The sequence below is a fragment of the Dokdonella sp. genome (genome assembly GCF_019634815.1).
In the GTDB taxonomy this organism is placed as follows: Bacteria; Pseudomonadota; Gammaproteobacteria; order Xanthomonadales; family Rhodanobacteraceae; genus Dokdonella_A.
The window spans coordinates 95738-114776 of the sequence record NZ_JAHCAP010000005.1 but is presented as its reverse complement, the minus strand read 5'-3'; the positions used below and the strand labels follow the sequence as shown (position 1 = coordinate 114776).

The 19039-nt window shown below is 63.0% G+C and carries 15 protein-coding genes; 4 read left to right on the top strand and 11 right to left on the bottom strand.

Features of this window, described 5'->3' with window-relative positions; all coding sequences use genetic code 11:
* Positions 1-500: 500 nt before the first annotated feature.
* From KF759_RS04465 to KF759_RS04440, 6 genes are all read right to left on the bottom strand, one after another.
* Positions 501-2726: a hypothetical protein gene (locus tag KF759_RS04465; RefSeq protein ID WP_291223203.1), complete on the bottom strand. Its 2226-nt coding sequence runs from the start codon at positions 2724-2726 to the stop codon at positions 501-503.
* A gap of 70 nt (positions 2727-2796) precedes the next feature.
* Positions 2797-5058, bottom strand: a complete 2262-nt coding sequence (pilQ, locus tag KF759_RS04460; RefSeq protein WP_291223202.1) for a type IV pilus secretin PilQ — start codon at positions 5056-5058, stop codon at positions 2797-2799.
* A 23-nt stretch (positions 5059-5081) separates the two neighbouring features.
* The gene (locus KF759_RS04455; RefSeq protein ID WP_291223201.1) at positions 5082-5612 is read right to left on the bottom strand and encodes a pilus assembly protein PilP; all 531 of its coding nucleotides are present in this window, start codon (positions 5610-5612) and stop codon (positions 5082-5084) included.
* 1 nt (position 5613) lies between these two features.
* Positions 5614-6309, bottom strand: coding sequence for a type 4a pilus biogenesis protein PilO (gene pilO, locus KF759_RS04450; protein ID WP_291223200.1), 696 nt, complete (start codon positions 6307-6309; stop codon positions 5614-5616).
* Positions 6306-6953, bottom strand: coding sequence for a PilN domain-containing protein (locus tag KF759_RS04445; RefSeq protein WP_291223199.1), 648 nt, complete (start codon positions 6951-6953; stop codon positions 6306-6308). Before KF759_RS04445 ends, pilO begins: the two co-directional genes overlap by 4 nt.
* Entirely contained in the window at positions 6953-8011 is a 1059-nt protein-coding gene (locus KF759_RS04440; protein WP_291223198.1) for a pilus assembly protein PilM, read from the bottom strand. The genes KF759_RS04445 and KF759_RS04440 overlap by 1 nt, the downstream gene beginning before the upstream one ends.
* 224 nt (positions 8012-8235) lie before the next feature.
* Between KF759_RS04440 and KF759_RS04435 the strand changes: the two genes are divergently transcribed.
* Both KF759_RS04435 and KF759_RS04430 read left to right on the top strand, forming a co-directional pair.
* Positions 8236-10692: a penicillin-binding protein 1A gene (locus KF759_RS04435; RefSeq protein ID WP_291223197.1), complete on the top strand. Its 2457-nt coding sequence runs from the start codon at positions 8236-8238 to the stop codon at positions 10690-10692.
* Entirely contained in the window at positions 10692-11318 is a 627-nt protein-coding gene (locus KF759_RS04430) for a hypothetical protein (protein ID WP_291223196.1), read from the top strand. The genes KF759_RS04435 and KF759_RS04430 overlap by 1 nt, the downstream gene beginning before the upstream one ends.
* Positions 11319-11346: 28 nt before the next feature.
* Here KF759_RS04430 and KF759_RS04425 read toward each other — a convergent pair whose 3' ends face one another.
* From KF759_RS04425 to KF759_RS04405, 5 genes are all read right to left on the bottom strand, one after another.
* Positions 11347-12639, bottom strand: coding sequence for a citrate synthase (locus KF759_RS04425; protein WP_291223195.1), 1293 nt, complete (start codon positions 12637-12639; stop codon positions 11347-11349).
* A gap of 264 nt (positions 12640-12903) precedes the next feature.
* Positions 12904-13146 (bottom strand): type B 50S ribosomal protein L31, encoded by a 243-nt coding sequence (locus KF759_RS04420; protein WP_291223194.1) that lies wholly within the window; start codon positions 13144-13146, stop codon positions 12904-12906.
* A gap of 113 nt (positions 13147-13259) precedes the next feature.
* Positions 13260-14210 (bottom strand): nucleoside hydrolase, encoded by a 951-nt coding sequence (locus tag KF759_RS04415; protein WP_291223193.1) that lies wholly within the window; start codon positions 14208-14210, stop codon positions 13260-13262.
* 272 nt (positions 14211-14482) lie between these two features.
* Positions 14483-14893 carry a 4'-phosphopantetheinyl transferase superfamily protein gene (locus tag KF759_RS04410; protein WP_291223192.1) on the bottom strand — a complete coding sequence of 137 codons (411 nt, stop codon included), beginning with the start codon at positions 14891-14893 and terminating at the stop codon, positions 14483-14485.
* 314 nt (positions 14894-15207) lie between these two features.
* Positions 15208-17733, bottom strand: a complete 2526-nt coding sequence (locus KF759_RS04405) for an alpha/beta fold hydrolase (RefSeq protein ID WP_291223247.1) — start codon at positions 17731-17733, stop codon at positions 15208-15210.
* A 222-nt stretch (positions 17734-17955) separates the two neighbouring features.
* Here KF759_RS04405 and KF759_RS04400 point away from each other — a divergent pair, with 222 nt between their 5' ends.
* Both KF759_RS04400 and KF759_RS04395 read left to right on the top strand, forming a co-directional pair.
* Complete coding sequence (locus KF759_RS04400) at positions 17956-18636, top strand: hypothetical protein (protein WP_291223191.1); 681 nt, start codon at positions 17956-17958, stop codon at positions 18634-18636.
* A gap of 9 nt (positions 18637-18645) precedes the next feature.
* Entirely contained in the window at positions 18646-18831 is a 186-nt protein-coding gene (locus KF759_RS04395; RefSeq protein ID WP_291223190.1) for a hypothetical protein, read from the top strand.
* Positions 18832-19039 lie beyond the last annotated feature (208 nt).

Here is a 19039-nt window from a genome sequence, read left to right as displayed (position 1 = left end):
GGGCGTAAGCGTCCGCCCCCCACTCCTCGGCCTTCTGCAGCTCGGATTGCGCGCATTGCCCTCGCCTCATTGGACAGGCGGGTACCGCAGCGTGCTGTGGCGCCCGACCTTTGGATGCTCGTGGGGCATCGACTGCTATCGGGCAGTCGGTCGGAAGTTTGCTGCTCGCCTATCTCGACCAAGCGCTGTGGAAATTCGGGTACTCGCGAGCCACCCTGCACGTGCCTGCTCGATCTGCAACCGTGTTCATGGGGGAGTCTGGCAAGATGCTCAACCGCCTGTTTGCAGTGGACAGCTCGGAATCAGGCGTGTGTCTTGTTCCTCACGTCGCGCGCCACGCCCAAACTCAGTTCGAACGCCCCGCCACGTGCGGCGTCCCTTGTTCCGCGCCCCCGAGCAGGCAGCTGCCTCGTGGCCTGTGCACACTTTCCATGTGATTCCACCAAAAAAGAAGGGCCGCATCGCTGCGGCCCTTCGTCAGACTGTCTTCCTGCTGAATGTCACTGGCAGGGCGGACTGAACGAATCCGCCGGTGGCAGGCTGATGCTGCGCACCAAGGGAGCGACGCCCTGAGCGCTGAATGTGCACGATGCAGTGGTGTCTGCCGGACCGGTGATCGAGAACTCGGCAGTACCATTCGCATCGGTGGTGGCGCTGGCCGGAGTCACGGTACCGCCCGTGCAGGTTGCAGCGATGGCGACACCCGCAGCGGCGGAGCCATCGGTCGCAAACGCCCGGACCGCCACATCGACCGTTGGCACATTGCCAGCCGCGCAGCGGCGGTATTCACCACCCGCGGACAGGAATGACAACTGCACGACGATGTCGACTTCGGCTGTGGCCCCGCCCACGCTGAAGGTGATTTGACCCGAAGTGCCATCAGCGGCGGTCGCGGGGACACCACTGCTCTGGACCACGGCATCGACGCAGCCGTCGGCACCGGTCGTATTGTCGAGAAACCCTGACATGCCGTTGCCATCGACAGAACCCGTACCGCCGCCGAGTGTCATCAGGAAGCCGATGCTGACGCCCTGGATCGGCGAGTTGTTGGCATCCATGAAGCAAACGGTAACGGGCACGGTCTGGTTGCCGGGAATCGGTGAGGGGAAGGCCACCAGGGTCGCGGGAGCAACACCAGGATAGACAAGCTTGACGGCATCGGTCACGCGACGCGCGCCGCCGGTGACCCGATCAATGCCATCGCCCTGCGCCCACATCGCAACCCGGTGACCCAGGGTCGACACGGTATAGGTCAGAAGCGCGGACGCGACGCCCAGCTCATTCGTCGGTGCAGAAGCCGTGATGTTGCCATGCTGACTGCGACCGATGATGTAGGGCAGTACCGGGCCATAGTCGACCAGCGTTCCGGTCGTGTCGTTGCGATTGAACTTCGACGCAGCAACGAGACTGGTTGCGCCAGTGACACTTTGGACCGTTACCGAGCTCTCGAGGTCTTCATTGCCGTGAGGCGCGCCATGGTGGGTCTTGCCGAACACGATGAGCGCATCGCCCGGACCCGCTCCGCCACCCGCGGTGGTGAAGTGACCATTCGGGGCGGTGAAGCCCGTGCCGCCCTCCTGCGGATTGCCATCGCCCCCGGCGAGCAGGAACTCATTGGCGGTCGCGCCCGAATCGAAGGTGCCAACCGGTTCGTCGATCGAGCCGAAATGAATCAGCGTGCCCGGAAGGACCGGATTGCCCTGGCGGTCGGTGCCGAGCGCGCTCACGATCAGGCTGTAGGTTCCATTGAGCCCGGGATTCTCCTCGTCCGCACCAGCATCGACCCGATTCTCAAGAATCGCATCGACGTTGGGGGAGGTGATGGTGACGCTGTAGAGCTTGCCATCCGAGACAACCAGTCCGATCGTGCTGGTCACTGCATCCTGAATTCCGTTGGAGACATTGTTGTCGGCGCGGTCAACCGTTGCCCGCACCTGGATCGCACCTTGCGGCGTGCTTTCCGCCGCCTGGAACGAGGCTGTCGCGACACCGTGTACGGTATGCGAATTGACCTTCAAGCCGCTCGCTGCACCGCTGGTGGAATTGGTGCTCAGCAACGCCCCGCCGGGCACGCCGATGATTTCGAACTGGATGTTGTCGGCGTTGTTCGGATCGGGCACGAGCTGATCACCACCGTCGCGTACCGTTGCGCCAACCTGAACCGAATTGCGGCCACCCGAACTCGGCAGGTAGACCGCACTGGAATTCGTTGCAAGCGCGACTTGGGTGGGCATTTGGCCCACGCCGCTGGTGATCGTGAACTTCAGGGTATTGCTGATTGTTCGCTGCGTCGTCGGGTCGATCGTGGAAGCAGTCAGGTTAACCGTGCCCGCAACCAGGCGCGAATTGACCCATGCAGTGGTCACGCCATTGGTGCCCTTGATCGTGAACGCGCCCCAGAGATTGTCGAAGTTGTCGTTTCCATCCTGAACCAGAAAAGACAGCGCCGCCGTTTCGACCGGAGAGATGCTCACTTGGACATCACGGCCGACCATCAGAGTGCCGTCGGCATTGCGGATCGTGATGGTGACCTCGGCCTGATTGGGGCCGTGCTGACTGGGGAGATATCCACCGACGTTGGTTGGTAGTGTCGTCGTCGTGGCCACCAGCTCGATCTTGCCGCTGACCGGTGGGGTCGTTGATCCGCCATCGCCACCGCCACCACCGCAGCTGCTCAATGCAAGGGTGGCAACTACCAGCCCCAAAGCCTTGCCGAAAAATTTCATGTTTCGTCTCCGTTCCTGCAAATTCGGGCGCGCATCGCGCGATGTGGATTGATCGCCAACCAGGGCGCGCTCACTTCAAGTTGTCGCTGAGGATGCGGGGGGTGACAAAAATCAGCAGTTCCGCCCGCGTATCGGAACGTGAGGTGTTCTTGAACAGGTTGCCGATGAAGGGCACGTCGCCGAGCATTGGCACCTTGTTGACCTTGTCGGACTTGTTGACTTCATAGACACCGCCAAGCACGACGGTCTGGCCGTTGTCCACCAGCACTTCAGTGCTGATCTCGCGCTTGTCCAGGGTCGGCACGCTGCCACCCCCGGGAATGTCGATGAAGCCGGATACCGCATCCTTCTTGACATTGAGATTCAGCACGACGCGGTCGTCTGCGGTGATCGTCGGCGTGACCTTGAGCTCGAGATCCGCCTCCTTGAAGGCGACCGTCGGCACGGCGACGCCACCCGCCGCGGCGCCACCCGAGTACTGCAGGTAACCGACCTCGACACCCTGCTTGATGCTGGCTTCGCGCTGGTTTGCGGTGATCACCTTGGGTGAGGAGATGACCTCGCCACGGCCTTCGGTCTGTGCCGCCGAAAGTTCAAGATCGAGCAGGTAGTCTGCGCCGAGAATCGCCAGTCCGAAGCTGCCAGCTGGGTTTGCGGCAGGCAAATTCACATTGAGGCGGTTCGCCAAAGCGGGCACGAGGATGCCGGCACCGACCTGTCCCGGCGCCGTGTTGGGCATGCCGCGCCCAGGGCCGTTGAAGCGGTTGTTGAGGACGACGTTGCTCATCTGGTCGGTGCCGTTGAGGCTGCCGGCCGTGCTCATGACATTGCCGTTGTGATCCTGGTAACCGCCACTGATGCCGAATTTGGCGCCGAGCTCGCGCGCAAAGCTGTCGGTCGCGATCACGATGCGTGATTCGATCAGCACCTGCTGCACCGGCCTGTCAAGCACGGCAATGAGCTGACGGATGTCTTGGATCTTCGAAGGGATGTCGCTGACCAGAAGGGTGTTGGTGCGATCGTCATAGGAGACGCTGCCGCGCGAAGACAGGAATCCGCGGGTGTCGCCGGCTGACTGCTGGGTCTGGCCACCCGCTTGGTTGGTCTGGGTTTCCTTGGTCAGCAGGGCCGCTATGTCCTTGGCCTTGCCATAGCTGATCGGAATGTAGTCGGTGACGAGTTCTTCCTTGGTTTCCATCTTCAGCCGTGCATCGGCAATCGCTTCCTCGCGCTCGGCGATTTCCTTCTGCGGTGCGACCCAGATGACGTTGCCGCGCTGACGCTTGTCCAGACCCTTGGCTTGCAGCACGATGTCGAGCGCCTGATCCCAGGGCACATTGATCAAACGCAGGGTGACATTGCCCTGCACGCTGTCGGCGACGACGATGTTGAGGTCGGAGACGTCGGCGATCAGCTGCAGCACCGAGCGGGTCGGAATGTCCTGGAAATTGAAGGTGACGCGGCTGCCGCTGTACTCGGGCTGCGCGTTCTTGCCACGCGCCTTGACTTCATCCTTCTTGGGCGCGACCTCGACCACGTACTCATCACCACTCTGGTAGGCGAGCTCCTGATAGGGAGCCTTGGCGCCGATCTCGATACGTGCTCCGCTGCCGCGCACCTTGGTGTCGATCGACTGCACCGGGGTGGCGAAGTCGAGCACGTCGAGATGCCGCGCCTGACTTGCAGGCACGTGGACGTTCATGAGTTCAAGCGCGATGTTGCCGGCTTCACGCTTGAGGTTGACCGCGGCACCGGGACCATTGAAGCGGACGATCACCCGCCCCTCGCCGTTCTTGCCACGCCGGAAGTCGATGTTGGAAATTTCCAGTGCTGCGGCATGCGACACGACCTTGGTCGGGTCGGCCTTGGCCGCTGCCGCTGCGGCCGTCGAGCTGCCGATCACGCCACTGTTGATCGAGACGACGACATTGTTGCCGCTGATGCGGGTGTCATAGCCGGCCGCACGGAACAGGTCGACCACGACGCGGGTGCGGCCACCTGCCTCAAGCGCCGAAACCGACGAGGCCGCGCCGGTACCGATCTCTACCCGACGCTTGGCAAAGGCATTGCGCGTATCGGCGAAATCCAGTGCGATGCTCGGCGGCGTCTCCGTCGCGAACGCCTGCGGCGCGACGGCAGGGCCGTCGAACTTGAGCGTTACCTCGACCTTGCCTCCAGGCAAGGCTGAGTAGGAAATATCCCGCAGCACGTTCTCGGCATGCGCCTGGCTGGCGATGGCTGGACCGAGCAGGGACATCGCCGCGAGCACGGCAAGGCGTGCCCAGCGGAGGGTGGGGCGGCACCCCGGAAGTGCAACGGATGTCTTGGTCATTTTGTTCGTCCCCGATGATTCGATCATGGCTTGGAGTCGCCGAGTGCGATGGTGGCCTGTCGTTCCATCCAGCCACCGGCACCGTTGGGCACCAGTTCGACCAGATCGATGTGATCTTCCTCGATGGCCTTGACGTGGCCATAGTTCTGGCCGAGGTAATTGCCGACGCGGACACGATGCACGACACCATCGGGGTCGCGCACGAGGCCTTCCATGGTCTTGCCGATGCCGAGCGTTCCCGACATCTTCAGACCGTCGAGCGGGAACGACTCCAGCGGTTCGCGTGGACGGTTCTGATCCGGATGTGGACCCTGCGCATTGGCCTGCTCCTGTTCCTGGAGGCTCGGTCCGAATGGATCACGCAGATCCTGATCCTTGTAGATGTAGGCCTCGAAGGTCTTGATCACCGGCAAAGGTGCCAGCGGCGCGCCCTTCTTGGCCTTCTCGCGCGCAACCCATTGCTGCACGCTCTCACTGGGTGTGCAGCCCTGCAGCAGCAGTACCGCAACCGCAAGAGCCGCAGCCGAGGCGTGATGAACTTTGAGCTGGCTCATCTCACGCACCTCCCTTGGCCGGCTTAGCTGGTGGCGGTTTCTTGCCCTTTTGCGGGTTCTTGGTTGCCTGCACGGCCGCAGCTTCTTCGTCGTCAAGATAACGATAGGTCTTGACGGTGCCCTCGAGCATCAGCAACCCGGCCGCTCCACCCTTCTTGGCATCGGCAGCACTGGCTGGCTTCAGCGAGACATCGTGCATGGTCAGGATCACCACTCGCGGCAGCGATGCGACGTTGCTGATGAACGTGCCGAATTGATGGTAGGTGCCGAGCATTCGCAACTGAATCGGCTTTTCGGCGTAGAAATCCTTCATCAATTCGGCACCGGGCTGGAACAGTTCGGTTTCGATGCCGGCGCTGAGCGCAGCCTGGGTGATGTTGTTGAGCAATTCCGGCATTTCGGTCTTGCTCGGCAACTGGCGCAGCATCGTCTGCAGCATTTCCTGCATGTCTGCGAGCTGCTTGCGATAGGGCTCCAGGTTGACCACCTTGGCCTGATCCGTGGCGAATTCCCTTTTCAGCGTCAGTTCCTGGGAACGTGCCGTTTCGAGTTCTTCCTGTTGCGCCCGGATCTTGAACCACCATCCAAAGAACAGGATAACGACCACGATGAGGATCGCGAAAAAGGCCTTTACACCGGGCGACCAGCCACCGATGTTGTTGCGGTCAAGATTGCGCAGATCGTCGAGGAAGCTCATTTCTTCTCCCCCGTCGGCTTGGTGGCAGGAGTGCTGGTGGCCGGCGCGGCCGTGGCGGGTGCGCCACCCTCCTGCGCCTTTTGCTGCTCTTCCGGCTTGCGCAGTTTCACGTCCATCGAAAACTGGTATGGAAGCTTCTTGTCGCCATCCTTGGCACCGGATGTGTTTTCGGTCTTCTTCAAGTCCGAGTGGCCAAGCCAGGGCGACAGGTCGATGTTGTGCAGATAGCTCGCCACCCGCTGGTTCGACTCGGCATTGCCATCGAGCGTGATGGTGACGCCGACTTGCTTCATCGTGGTCAGGCGCACGCCATCGGGAATGGTCTTCACCAGCTCATCGAACAAGTGCACCATCTGCGAGCGGTTGGACTGCAACTGCTCGATGATGTCCTTGCGCGTAATCAGGTCGGCTCGCGTCTTGTCGAGCTCCTCGATCTCGTGGATCTTTTCCTTGAGCGAGGCGATTTCCTTCTTGAGGTAATCGTTGCGTGCCTGCTGGTCGTTGATGACGTATTGAACCCACATCATCGCCACGAAGAACACCAGCAAGGCGCCGACCGCAGCCGACACCAGCATCATGTAGAACTCGCGTTCGCGCTGTTTGCGCCGCTCGGCTCGCCACGGCAGGAGGTTGATGTTGGCCATCAGTCGAAACTCCTGAGAGCAAGCCCGCAGGCGATCATGAGTGCGGGCGCATCCTGCATCAGCGATTGCGCCTGCACGCGGCCGGACAGCGACATGTCGGCAAGCGGGTTGGCAATCACGCAGGGCACACCCATGTGTTCTTCGACCTTGTCGGCAGCACCCGGGATCGAAGCGCAACCGCCCGCGAGGACGATCTGGTCAACCCGGCTGTATTCGCTGCCCGCGAAGAAAAATTGCAGCAGACGGCTGATCTGCTGGGCCATCGCATCCTTGAACGGCTCCAGAGCCTCGCTTTCATAGGACTCGGGCAGGCCACCCTGGCGCTTGGCCAGCCCGGCCTCTTCGTAGCTGAGCCCGTAGCGCCGCATCACTTCGTCAGTGAGCTGCTTGCCGCCGAATACCTGTTCACGCGAGTAGATGGTTCGCTGGTTCTTGAGCACGATGAGGGTGGTCATCGTTGCACCGACGTCGACCATCGCGACCACCGCGTCCTTGGGCACCGACAACTGGTCGGCCACAAGGCGGAATGCGTTTTCCATCGCGAAGGCCTCGACGTCCATGACCTTGGCAGTCAGACCACCGAGGTCCAGCGCGGCCACGCGCAGATCGACGTTCTCGGTGCGCGAGGCAGCGAGCAGGACGTTGACCATTTCCGGATTGTCCTTGATCGGACCCAGCACTTCGAAATCGAGGCTGACTTCCTCGATCGGGTACGGAATGTACTGGTTGGCCTCGATCTGGATTTGCGCCTCCATGTCCTCGTCGGACAGGTCGCCAGGCATCGGGATCACCTTGGTGATCACCGCCGAGCCCGCCACCGCGGCGGCCGCGGTCTTGGTCTTGGCGCCGGAGCGGTTGTAGGCGCGACGGATCGCTTCACCCACGGCTTCGACTTCGACGATGTTCTTCTCGACCACCGCGTTCGGCGGCAGCGCTTCGACCGCGTAATGTTCGACGCGATAGCGCCCTCCGACCTGTACGAGCTGGAGGAGCTTGACGGCCGTGGAACTTATGTCGACGCCGATCAAAGGCGGCTTCTTTGGTGTGAACAGATCCACACTTTCTCCCCTTCCCACGCGCCCTTACGAGCGAAAGATGCGCGACTACATTAAATGCAAGGATTAACGAAAATTCAATGGCTGTCCAGTCTCCCCCCCAAAATTTCTCCCAACCGGGGTCCCAGACGGGGGGCGGGCGGCCCCGAACCGGCCGAAATCCCGCATAAGCTCTATACTCGGGGACTTACGACACATACCTTGACTGCCATCACAAGTTTCGTCGAATGAGACTCCTTCTGAGCTTGCTGCGCTATGCGGCATACCTTGCCGTGGCCGGCCTTCTGATCGGCGCGGCGGCCTTGGGCACCGCCTACTGGCTCATTTCTCCCCGCCTGCCGTCGGTGGAAGTCCTCAAGGACGTCCGCCTGCAGGTGCCGATGCGGGTCGAATCCGCCGACGGCAAACTGTTGGCGATGTTTGGCGAGACCAAGCGCACGCCGGTGCGCATCGAGGAAGTGCCGAATCAGCTGAAGAACGCCTTCCTGGCCGCCGAGGACGCGGACTTCTACAGCCATAGCGGCATTGATCTTGGCGGCATCCTGCGCGCGGTGTGGTTGACCGTGTCCACCGGCAGCAAACATGTCGCCGGCGGCAGCACGATCACTCAGCAGGTCGCGCGCATGTTCTTCCTCAGCCCGGAGGTCAGCTACACACGCAAGCTCGCCGAGATATTCCTCGCTTTCCGCATCGAAAATGCATTGAGCAAGGATGAAATTCTCGCCCTCTACCTCAACAAGAGCTTCTTCGGCCATCGTTCCTACGGCGTCGCCGCGGCCGCCGAGTTCTACTACGGCAAGACGCTCGATCAGCTGACGCTGGCGCAATGCGCGATGCTGGCCTCGATTCCGAAATTTCCGTCAACCGGAAATCCACTCAGCCGCCCCGAGCGTGCACTCGAACGCCGCGGTTACGTCCTCGGCCGCATGCTCGACAACAAGTTCATCGACAAGGCGGCCTACGAACAGTCGATGGCGGAAGCCGACACCGCGCAGCCGCATGAACCGCCGGTCGAGGTCGACGCTCCCTACTTCGCCGAGCTCGTCCGCCTCGAAGTCATGGACAGGTTGGGCAACAACGCCCTCACCGATGGCTACCGCGTGCGCACCACGCTCGATGCGGGCTTTCAGGAAACGGCCAACAGCGCGCTGCGGAACGGCCTCATGGTTTACGACCAGCGCCACGGTTTCCGCGGCGCCGAGGGGCATGTGGAAATCCCCGCAAATGCCGGCACGGCGCAATGGAACGACTTGCTCGCGCCCTGGCGGACCATTGCCGGCCTCGTGCCTGCCCTGGTGCTGTCCAGTGACGCGCAATCGGCCACCCTCTACCTCGCCGACGGCCAGAACGTTGCGCTCGACATCAAGGCCGTGGAATGGGCGCGCCGCTATCAGGACGAAGACCACCGTGGCCCCGCCCCGAAGGCGGTTGCGGACGTGCTCAAGCCTGGCGACGTCGTGCGCGTGGCCCGCGATGCCGAGGGCGCATGGAAGCTTTCGCAACTGCCAACCGTGGAAGCAGCACTGGTTGCCCTGCGCCCTGATGACGGCGCCGTGGTCAGCCTGGTCGGTGGTTTCAGTTTTTCCCGCAGCAAGTTCAATCGTGCCACCCAATCGGCACGGCAGCCGGGCTCGGGTTTCAAGCCGTTCATCTATTCAGCGGCCTTTGATCGCGGATTCACGCCGGCCTCGGTTGTCAACGACGCTCCGGTGTCGTTTCCCGATCCATCACGCCCTGATGGCGTATGGACGCCAAAGAACGATGACGACACCTTCCAGGGCCCGATCCGTTTGCGCGAAGCCCTCGCCAAATCCGTCAACCTCGTCTCGGTGCGCCTGCTCGACGCAATTGGCGTGCGCTATGCACACGAGTACGTGACACGCTTCGGCTTCACGCCCGAACAGATTCCGCAGAGCCTGTCGATGGCGCTGGGATCGGCAGCGGTGGCGCCGATGGCGATGGCGCGTGGCTACGCGGTGTTTGCCAATGGCGGTTATCTGGTCGATCCCTACCTCGTCACCGAGATCATCGATCGCGATGGCAAGACGGTCTATCGCGCCGAACCTGCGGTCGTCTGTCGCACCTGCCCGGATCATTCCGTTGCCCCGACCGCCACTGCTACGGCGTCGGCATCATCTGGCGCGGCCAGTCCGCTGGGCACCAACGCTGCACCGAGCGATGGCGCTGCGCATACCGCCGCGCGTGCCATCGATTCGCGCAATGCATATCTGGTGACCTCGCTGATGCGCGACGTGATCCGCCGCGGCACCGGCTCGGCTGCGATGGTGCTCAAGCGCAATGACCTTGCCGGCAAGACCGGCACCACCAACGATCACCGCGACGCCTGGTTCAGCGGCTTCAATTCCACACTGGCGGTGAGCTGCTGGGTCGGTTTCGATGACTTCAGCTCGCTCGGACGCGGCGAATTCGGCGCCAAGGCCGCGCTGCCGATCTGGATCGATTACATGCGCACCGCACTCAAGGACGTGCCTGAACAGCCGTTCGACATGCCCCCAGGCATCACCAAGGTGCGCATTGATCCCGCGACCGGACTCCTCGCCGGCGCCGACGATCCTGGAGCAATCCTCGAAGTCATGAAAAACGAAGACGCGCAGCGTCTGGCGACCCAACCGCCCCCCACCGACGAGGCCGCCAAGCAGCACGAAGCCTACGACGTGTTCTGATGCCGCCAGGATCGCGCACGTCGCATCAAGCCGCCACCGAAACGCGCTGGCGCGTGGCGGTCGAAGCGGCGCGTCTGATCAGCGAAAACGGCCTGCGCGATTACCGAATGGCCAAGGAGAAGGCCGCTGCCCTGTTGGGGCTGATCGATTCCAGAGGCTTGCCGAGCAACAGCGAAGTCGAACAGGCCTTGCGCGAACACCAGCGTCTGTTCGGTGGCGAAGGTCATGCGCGTCATTTGAATGAGCTGCGCAAGCAGGCATGTCAGGCGATGACCTTCCTTGCTGCATTCGAGCCACGCCTGGTCGGCGCCGTCCTCGACGGCACCGCCGACCGGCATTCGGCCATCTGTCTGCACCTGTACACCGACCAGCCGCAGGCCGTGATGGTCATGCTCGGTGAGCGCGGCATCGATCATGAAGACGGTACGCGGCGCCTGCGCCTGGATCACGTCACCAGTCGTGAATTTCCGGTGCTGCGCTTCGTCGCCGGCGGCACCGGCATCGATCTTACCGTGCTGCCCTATGATCTGCTGCGTCAGGCGCCGCTCGACCGGGTCACGGAGAAACCGATGCAGCGCGCCACGCTGACCGCGCTGAAGGTCTTGATGGAGCCCGCGTCCGACTGAATCCGTGAGCGCGAGGGCGACGCAGCGATCAGCGCTTGCCGATCGCCACGTAGTCGCGCGGAGTCGCGCCGGTGTAGATCTGGCGCGGGCGGCCGATCTTGGTTTCCGGATCGTTGTGCTGCTCGAGCCAATGCGCAACCCAGCCTGCGGTGCGCGCGATCGCGAACATCACCGTGAACAGCTCGGTCGGGATCTTGAGCGCTTTGTAGATGATGCCCGAGTAGAAATCGACGTTCGGGTAGAGCTTGCGTTCGACGAAGTACGAATCCTTGAGTGCTGCCTGCTCCAGTTCCATCGCCACGTCGAGCAGTGGATCGCTGACGTTGAGATCGGCGAGCACCTTGTGGCACATCTCGCGGATGATCGTCGCGCGCGGATCGAAGTTCTTGTAGACGCGGTGACCAAAGCCCATCAGGCGGAAGCCGGAGTTCTTGTCCTTGGCCTTCTCGACCGCCTTGCCGACGTTTTTCGCATCACCGATTTCGGCGAGCATCTTCAGCACGGCCTCGTTGGCGCCGCCATGCGCGGGGCCCCACAGCGCGGCGATGCCGGCGGCAACACAGGCATACGGGTTGGCGCCGGTCGAGCCAACCAGACGCACGGTCGATGTCGATGCGTTCTGCTCGTGATCGGCATGCAGGATGAAGAGCAGATCGAGTGCCTTGGCAGCCACCGGGCTCAAATTGAGCGGCTCGCTGGGCACCTCGAACATCATGTGCAGGAAGCGCGTGACGTATTCGAGATTGTTGCGCGGATAGCGGATCGGCCAGCCGATCGAATACCGGTAGGTTGCGGCGGCAATCGTCGGCATCTTCGCGATCAGGCGGATCGCGGCAAGGCGGCGTTGCTCGGGATCGTTCATGTCGAGCGTGTCGTGATAGAACGCCGACAGCGAGGCGATCGATGCACACAGCATCGCCATCGGATGCGCGTCGTAGTGAAAACCGTGCAGGAAGTTCTTGAGCGCCTCGTGCATCATCGTGTGATGCGTGATCTCGTGCTCGAAGGCGGAGAACTGCGTCGCATCGGGGAGCTCGCCGTTCATCAGCAGATAGGCCACCTCGAGGAAGCTCGACTGCTTGGCGAGCTGCTCGATCGGATAGCCGCGATAAAGCAGCACGCCCTTTTCGCCATCGATGAAGGTGACCGAACTGCGCGTTGCCGCCGTGGCCATGAACCCCGGATCGAAGGTGAAGTAGCCGGTTTCCTTGTTGAGCTTGCCGATATCGATGGCGGGGTCGCCCAGGCTGCCGGCGACCACCGGGAGGGCGGCGCTGAGCTGGGTGGCGGGATCGGTCAGGGTGACGGTTTTGTCGGACACGGTCGGATTCCTTCGATTGCTGCGGCGAATCGCCAGCGCAAGGCGCGGATCGGGATCGCCGGTGGATCAGGCAGAGCCGGCCAAGGCGCAGGCGCGCGGCCGAACGGGCATTATCGCACGGCGCAGGCGCACCGCACGCAGGCGCATGGTGATCTCACACCAGCCGCGACCGGACGGAAAACGCAAAACGCCGGCAGAGGCCGGCGTTCTGGAGGCGCCAAACGAAGGACTGCGGCGGCCGAGGCCGGACCGCAATCCACAGGATTACTTGGCGTAGCGGCGGCGGAACTTGTCGACGCGACCGGCGGTGTCGACGATCTTCTGCTTGCCGGTGAAGAATGGGTGCGAATGACTGGAGATTTCCACCTTGATCAGCGGATATTCCTTGCCGTCTTCCCACTTGATCGATTCCTTGCTCGTCATCGTCGAACGGGTGAGGAAGGAGAAATCGGTCGAAATGTCCTGAAACACGACCGGCTGATACTTCGGATGGATATCGGCTTTCATGGCTCGGCTCCGCGGAACGCCCGCGACAAAAGAGCGGCATTCTAGCCGTGTATGGGTCTGCCACGCAAGAATCCGGATGCTTCGGGTCGGGGGCACGGGCGAATCCAACGTCCTCAGCGGGCCGCCACGGCCCCGAGCGCCCCCGCCACCAGCGCCTCGAAGCGGGCCTGGTCGACATCGAGCACGATGTTCGCATTGGTCGGTCGACCGTGGCGCCGATCCCAGTCGACCACGGTCGCGCCACGCGTGAGGGCGCCGCCGAGTTCGACCGCGACATGGCGCTGCTCAGCGCGAGTCACGATCTGCGGTTGCAGCGCCACCGCCATCGCGAGGGCATCGGCCACGATCATCCCCGGCCGGCCATTGGCCTGATTGAACCTGCGCGCGGTGCCTGCAATCGATGCGTAGAACCGCGCCCGCGCGTCACCCGCCGCGAGCATCGCATCGAAGCGCTCGAAGGCCAGCGCATGGCGCACACAGGCCTCCCAGTCGACGAGATCGAACTGCGGCCAGGCCTCGAACACCACATGCGCGGCCTCGGGGTCGAAACCGATGTTGAACTCGGTCGGCACGCGCTCGAAGTTGCCGCGGCCGCTGACCGCGCCGCCCATCACCACCAGTCGCGCGATCCTGTCCGGCAATTCCGGATCGAGACGCAAGGCGAGCGCGAGATTGGTCAACGGCGCGAGCGCGACCAAGGTCAGCTCGCCGGGCCGCTCGCGCGCGAGCCGCACGATCGCATTGGCCGCGTGCTCGCCGCTGGCAGCTGCCTTGGCCGGCGGATAGCCGATATCGCCGAAGCCGTCGGCCCCATGCACGAAGGCAGCGCCAGCAGCCGGCAGCACCAACGGCGAGGCGCAGCCTGCATGAACCGGGATGGGCACAGCGAGCACTTCGACCAGCTTGAGCGCATTGCCCACCGTGTGAACGAGGCCGACGTTGCCGGCCGCAATCGTCAGGCCGACCACCTCGGCGTGGGCACTGGCCATGAGGATCGCCAACGCATCATCGACGCCCGGATCGGTGTCGATCAACAGCAGCAAAGGCTTGCCAGCAGCAGACATGTGGATTCCTTGTCATCTTGATCACTACGCGGAGCCAAGCAATGCATGCAATCCGCGGCACTTGGAACTCGACGCAATCCAGGCCCCGGCCGCGCACGCAGAGGACGATGCCGGAGGCCTGATCGCCAGACCCTAGGATACCGATGCCAAGGCAGTCCTGCGGCGGCAGGGCGAACTCGCAACGAAAGGACGTGGGTTGCACGGCGCGACCGCTCGATGAGCAAGCCCCTCGGCGCGAGGACACAACAAAGGCCTCAAACCGCTTGCACGGATCAGCGCGGGTACGGCCCCGAGATCCGCACATCGATTGCTGCACGAGGATCGCCGCGCACGACCAACCCGAGGCGATAACCCGGCATTGGCTCGACAAGCCAGCAGCGACAAGGCGCGATGCGATCTGCGCCGTCGACATGCTCGATGATCGATGGCGGCTGCGGGTCCAGCATGACACTGAACGCGCCAAGTTCGTGCGTCAGGCCGACACCGAGGGCCTTCACATAGGCTTCCTTCAAGGTCCACACCTCGAAAAAACGGGTGGCGCGATTTTCGTCTGCGCAGGCTTCCAGGGTGGCGCGTTCGCTGATGGAAAAATTGCGTGCAGCAAGGCGTAACGGATCGAGGTTTCGATCAATTGCCTCGACATCGACCCCGACTTCGGCTTCGCGGCACACCGCCAGCACCACCAGACCGCGGGTATGACTCAGGTTGAAGTGCGTCGGCGCGGAACCAGGCTCGCCGATGAGCGCCGGCTTGCCGTGTGGCCCGACTTCGAAGGCCAACGAAGACGGTGTCTGACCGGTGCATCGAGCGAGCACGGAGCGCACCAATCCGCGTGCAAGCAGAAACCGTCGCCGATCCTCCTCCCGAATGAAGCGCTTCCAGCGCGCCGCCTCATCGTCGCTGAGCCACGCCACACTCGCATCCACCAATGGCGCCGACACGCTGCCCTCCGGGCAGATCCACAGATCCACGCCGAACGAATTGCCAGATGCGGCGCTCAAGGCAGCGCTGCCAGCCAACACTCGATCTCCGATGCAAGCGACGCCGCGTTTGACGCCTGCAGCATCGTCATGTGGTTGCCCCGTGCCTGCGCAACATCCAGTGCAGTACAGAAGCTGCTCCAGCCGAAGTCCGTCTCCACCGGCGCCGTGCCCTGCAACGCCACTTGTTCCCGCGCGCGCAACAACAAGGCCGGCGAATGCAGGACACGCGGCGTGAACGCAGCAATGATTTCGTTATGGTGCACGAGCAACTCCAGGAAAGCCTTGAAGTGCGCCAGCTGCGTGTCCGGAGGAACCAGATCCAGACGCTGAAACTCCGGCAACAGCCAAGCCGCATCGCTGCGACGAACCGACGCGGGTGGTTGCCGCAGGGCCTGTCCCGCAAAGATTTCCACTTTGCGCAGGTACTGTTCGACCCGGGTGTCGAAGTCCAGCTTGGCCGCGTCGATATCCGGCACCGGTTGATCGAGCATGATCAACGCCGTGGGCTTGCCTTCTGCGGCTGCCTGAGCAGCCATTTCGTGGGCAATCAGGGCTCCCATCGACCAACCGGCGAGCACGACCTTCCGCGTGCCGCGATGGACTGCAAGCCGCTCGTGGTAGTCGCGCGCCAGTTCGGCAATCTGCATGCCGTTGCCTTGCGGCATACCCATGAAGGCAATCGAGGCGCGTCGCGGCGCAAGCTGACGGGCAATGGGCAGGTAGCACAGCGCGTTGCCACCCGCCGGATGAATCCAGACCATGAGTTCATCCTGCCCCGCGTCTTCAAGCACGACCAAGGGCGAATCCGACCGGCCGGCAGCGCCACCTCGCCGCACTGCCTCGGCCAGCGAACGCACCGAGCCTGACTGAAACAGCACCGCAACCGGCAATTCAAGCGCATACACCTCGTTGACGCGCGCGATCAGCGCGATGGCCTGCAACGAGGTTCCGCCAAGGTCGAAAAACGTCGGCTCGCAGGCGACCGCGGCCACGCCAAGTGCCTGCTGGAACAAGCGCTGCAGCTCAAGCTCCACGGCATCGCGCGGCAAGTCGATGCCGCCGCGCACACCACCGCCCTCGCACATCCGGCGCAGCGCCCGCGAATCCAGCTTGCCATTGGCATTGAGCGGCATCGATGGCAGCACGACCAGCGCCGGGCACTGCGCCGGACGGAAGTGCTGCAGCAGGTATGCACGCAGATGACGCAGCTCGACATCCTCACGCACCACCACGGCTCCCTGCAGCCGCAGGTTCCCGTCATCGCCCGCCTCGGCCCAGACCTGCGCCGCGACCACCGCGGGGTGTCGCATCAGGCAGCCGGCAATGGCCTCGGGTTGCACCATGACGCCACCGACCTTGGCCCGGTTGTCGCCTCGACCAAGGAAAACGAAACCCGCCCCGTCGATCAGGCTGGCACGATCACCGCTGAGGTATTGCCTGGTCCCGTCCCTTGCGCTGACGAAACGCGGCGCATCCGCTGCAACCTGCCCAAGATAGCCACGTGCGACACCAGCACCGCTGATCGCCAATTCACCCTGGCTGCCGCGCGGCGCCGCGCGACCGTGCCGATCGAGCACGCAAACGCGTGTATTGGCGATCGGCGTCCCCAGCGGCGGGGCCGTTTGCGCATCAATCGCCAGCTCGTGCATGAGCACCCCGATCGTGGTCTCGGCCGGACCGTAGTGGTTGAAGATGCGCAGATCCGGAGCGCAGGCACGAATGGCTGCGATCAGACTTTCATCGAGTGCCTCGCCGCCACTGATCAACACGCGCCGTGGCAGGATTTCGCGCAGCCGAGATCGCAGTACGCGCAAATGCGATGGCACCATCTTGGCCACGTCGACGCGGTGCTGCAGGTAGAACGCGCCAAGGCGCTGCGCGTCGAGCAGTGTCTGTGCATCCGGAAGCAGCAGCGCCGCACCGCTGGCGAGCGCCGGGAAAATCGCAGTGTTGCCAAGATCCGCATCCAGTGCGGAAAGGTGCGCGTAACTCGCCAGCTCCGGATCAGCAAGCCGTTCAAGCAAGGACAGGGTGTAGTTGACGAGCCCCGCGTGAGTCACAACTACGCCCTTCGGCGCTCCAGTCGATCCGGAAGTGAACACCACGTAGGCTGCGTCGTCATCGGCCACCTCCACCGGCGGCACACGCGTCAACGGCTTGCACGCCAGTGCGCTTTCGTACGAAAGCTGTGCCAGGGCTCCGATTCCCGGCGTCCCCAACACCAGACGCGCTCCCGCCTCGTGCTCAAGCATGCGTTCGATGGCATGCGGCGCATCCTGCGCTACCGGCACATAGGCTGCGCCCGTACGCAGACAAGCAAGCAGGCCAATCAAGAAGTGGCGATTGCGTGGTGCACGCAGCAGCACACGATCGCCGGGCTGAACACCCTGACCGCGCAGCGCTGCCGCAACGCGTTCGACCATCTCGTCAAGCGTGGCGTAATCGAGCGCTCCGGCTTCGTCGATACAGGCAGGACGATCCGCGTGGCGCTCGACTTGCCGCTCGAAGAGGCCAAACCAGTTTCCGCCGGGGCGCTGCATGCTCGGACCATCGAGCTGCGCCAAACTCGCGGCAGGCAGGAACTCGTTGGCGAGCAAGCTGCCTGGTTCGGGTTGCAGTCCATATTCGAGGACATGCATGAAATCCGCAGCAATGCGCTCGACATCGACTCGGGCGAAAGCGCGATGCCGGTAGGCCAATGAAAGCCGGTTCCCGGCCCCCGAGATTTCAACGTACCCGCCAAGATCGAACTTGCCCACACCATGATCGACCGACAGCAAACGAAAGTCCGCCGATGCCTTCTGATGGGGGAAATACTGAAAAGCGAATTGCACGTTGAACAGCGGATTTTCATCCAGGGTTCGCTGTACCTGGATGTGTTTCACAAGCTCGGCATATGGAAGCTCCTGGCGCGCAAGACACGCCTCGATCATGGCCGCGCCCTCAGCGAGAATCTGCCCAAAGGAGCGCGCTGGATCGATCCGGAAGCGCAATGCAAGCGTATTGATGAAAAGGCCGCAGGTTTGAAGAAATTCCGGTCTGCTCCGATTGGCGACCGGAGACCCGATCACGATGTCATCAACCATTGCATAGCGGCTGAGCAGCAACGCAAAGCAAGTGGCGTAGTACTGGAACTGGGTTCGGCCCAGCGCGCTGCAGCAAGAGGCGATCCGCGAGCACAGCGCCTGTGGGAGGTCGATGGTGAACAGACCGCCGGCATTCGCGGCCATGTCTGCAGCCGCAGCCGCGCGAAACACCGGAGGCGACGGCGCATCGCGCAATACATCCAGCCAGAAGTCGAGTTGGCGCCGGCACTCTTCACCCGCCAGCCAGGTGCGCTCATGTGCGACGAAGTCACGATACTGCCGCTGCGGTCGCGGGATCGACGCCCCTGGCGCCACAGTGAGACTTCGCGAGAGCAGCGAGTTGCTCCAGCCATCTGAAATCAAATGGTGAATGTTCAGCAGCAGGAGATGGCGGGAAGTCGAGAGGCGGACCAGCGCAACCGCCAGCAGGGGCAGCTGGTCCGTGGCGAAGCGGCGTTGCCCGTGCGCCTTCGCCAAACGCTCGATCAGACCCTCGCCTTCGGCAGCGTAGTCGACGCTGTGGTCTTCCAGCTCCACCTCGAGCTCAAGTGACGGATGCACGCGCTGCATGACGCCAGCCGATTGCTGATGAAATGTCGTGCGGAAGATCTCGTGGGCAGCGACAACGGCGTTCAAGTTGTGCTGCAAGACGCCAGCGTCGACGCCGTCACCATCGACAAGCACTGCCAATGGAATGTTGTAGTCGGGCGTATCCGGATAGAGCTTGCTGAGGAACCAGAAGCGCTCCTGTCCAAGCGAG

What these genes read in the sequence shown, in the direction of transcription:
- KF759_RS04465 (WP_291223203.1), bottom strand. Translation starts at nt 2,726, where the DNA reads ATGAAATTTTTCGGCAAGGCTTTGGGGCTGGTAGTTGCCACCCTTGCA.
- pilQ (WP_291223202.1), bottom strand. Translation starts at nt 5,058, where the DNA reads ATGACCAAGACATCCGTTGCACTTCCGGGGTGCCGCCCCACCCTCCGC.
- KF759_RS04455 (WP_291223201.1), bottom strand. Translation starts at nt 5,612, where the DNA reads ATGAGCCAGCTCAAAGTTCATCACGCCTCGGCTGCGGCTCTTGCGGTT.
- pilO (WP_291223200.1), bottom strand. Translation starts at nt 6,309, where the DNA reads ATGAGCTTCCTCGACGATCTGCGCAATCTTGACCGCAACAACATCGGT.
- KF759_RS04445 (WP_291223199.1), bottom strand. Translation starts at nt 6,953, where the DNA reads ATGGCCAACATCAACCTCCTGCCGTGGCGAGCCGAGCGGCGCAAACAG.
- KF759_RS04435 (WP_291223197.1), top strand. Translation starts at nt 8,236, where the DNA reads ATGAGACTCCTTCTGAGCTTGCTGCGCTATGCGGCATACCTTGCCGTG.
- KF759_RS04430 (WP_291223196.1), top strand. Translation starts at nt 10,692, where the DNA reads ATGCCGCCAGGATCGCGCACGTCGCATCAAGCCGCCACCGAAACGCGC.
- KF759_RS04420 (WP_291223194.1), bottom strand. Translation starts at nt 13,146, where the DNA reads ATGAAAGCCGATATCCATCCGAAGTATCAGCCGGTCGTGTTTCAGGAC.
- KF759_RS04415 (WP_291223193.1), bottom strand. Translation starts at nt 14,210, where the DNA reads ATGTCTGCTGCTGGCAAGCCTTTGCTGCTGTTGATCGACACCGATCCG.
- KF759_RS04405 (WP_291223247.1), bottom strand. Translation starts at nt 17,733, where the DNA reads ATGCAGCGCCCCGGCGGAAACTGGTTTGGCCTCTTCGAGCGGCAAGTC.
- KF759_RS04400 (WP_291223191.1), top strand. Translation starts at nt 17,956, where the DNA reads ATGATCGACCGACAGCAAACGAAAGTCCGCCGATGCCTTCTGATGGGG.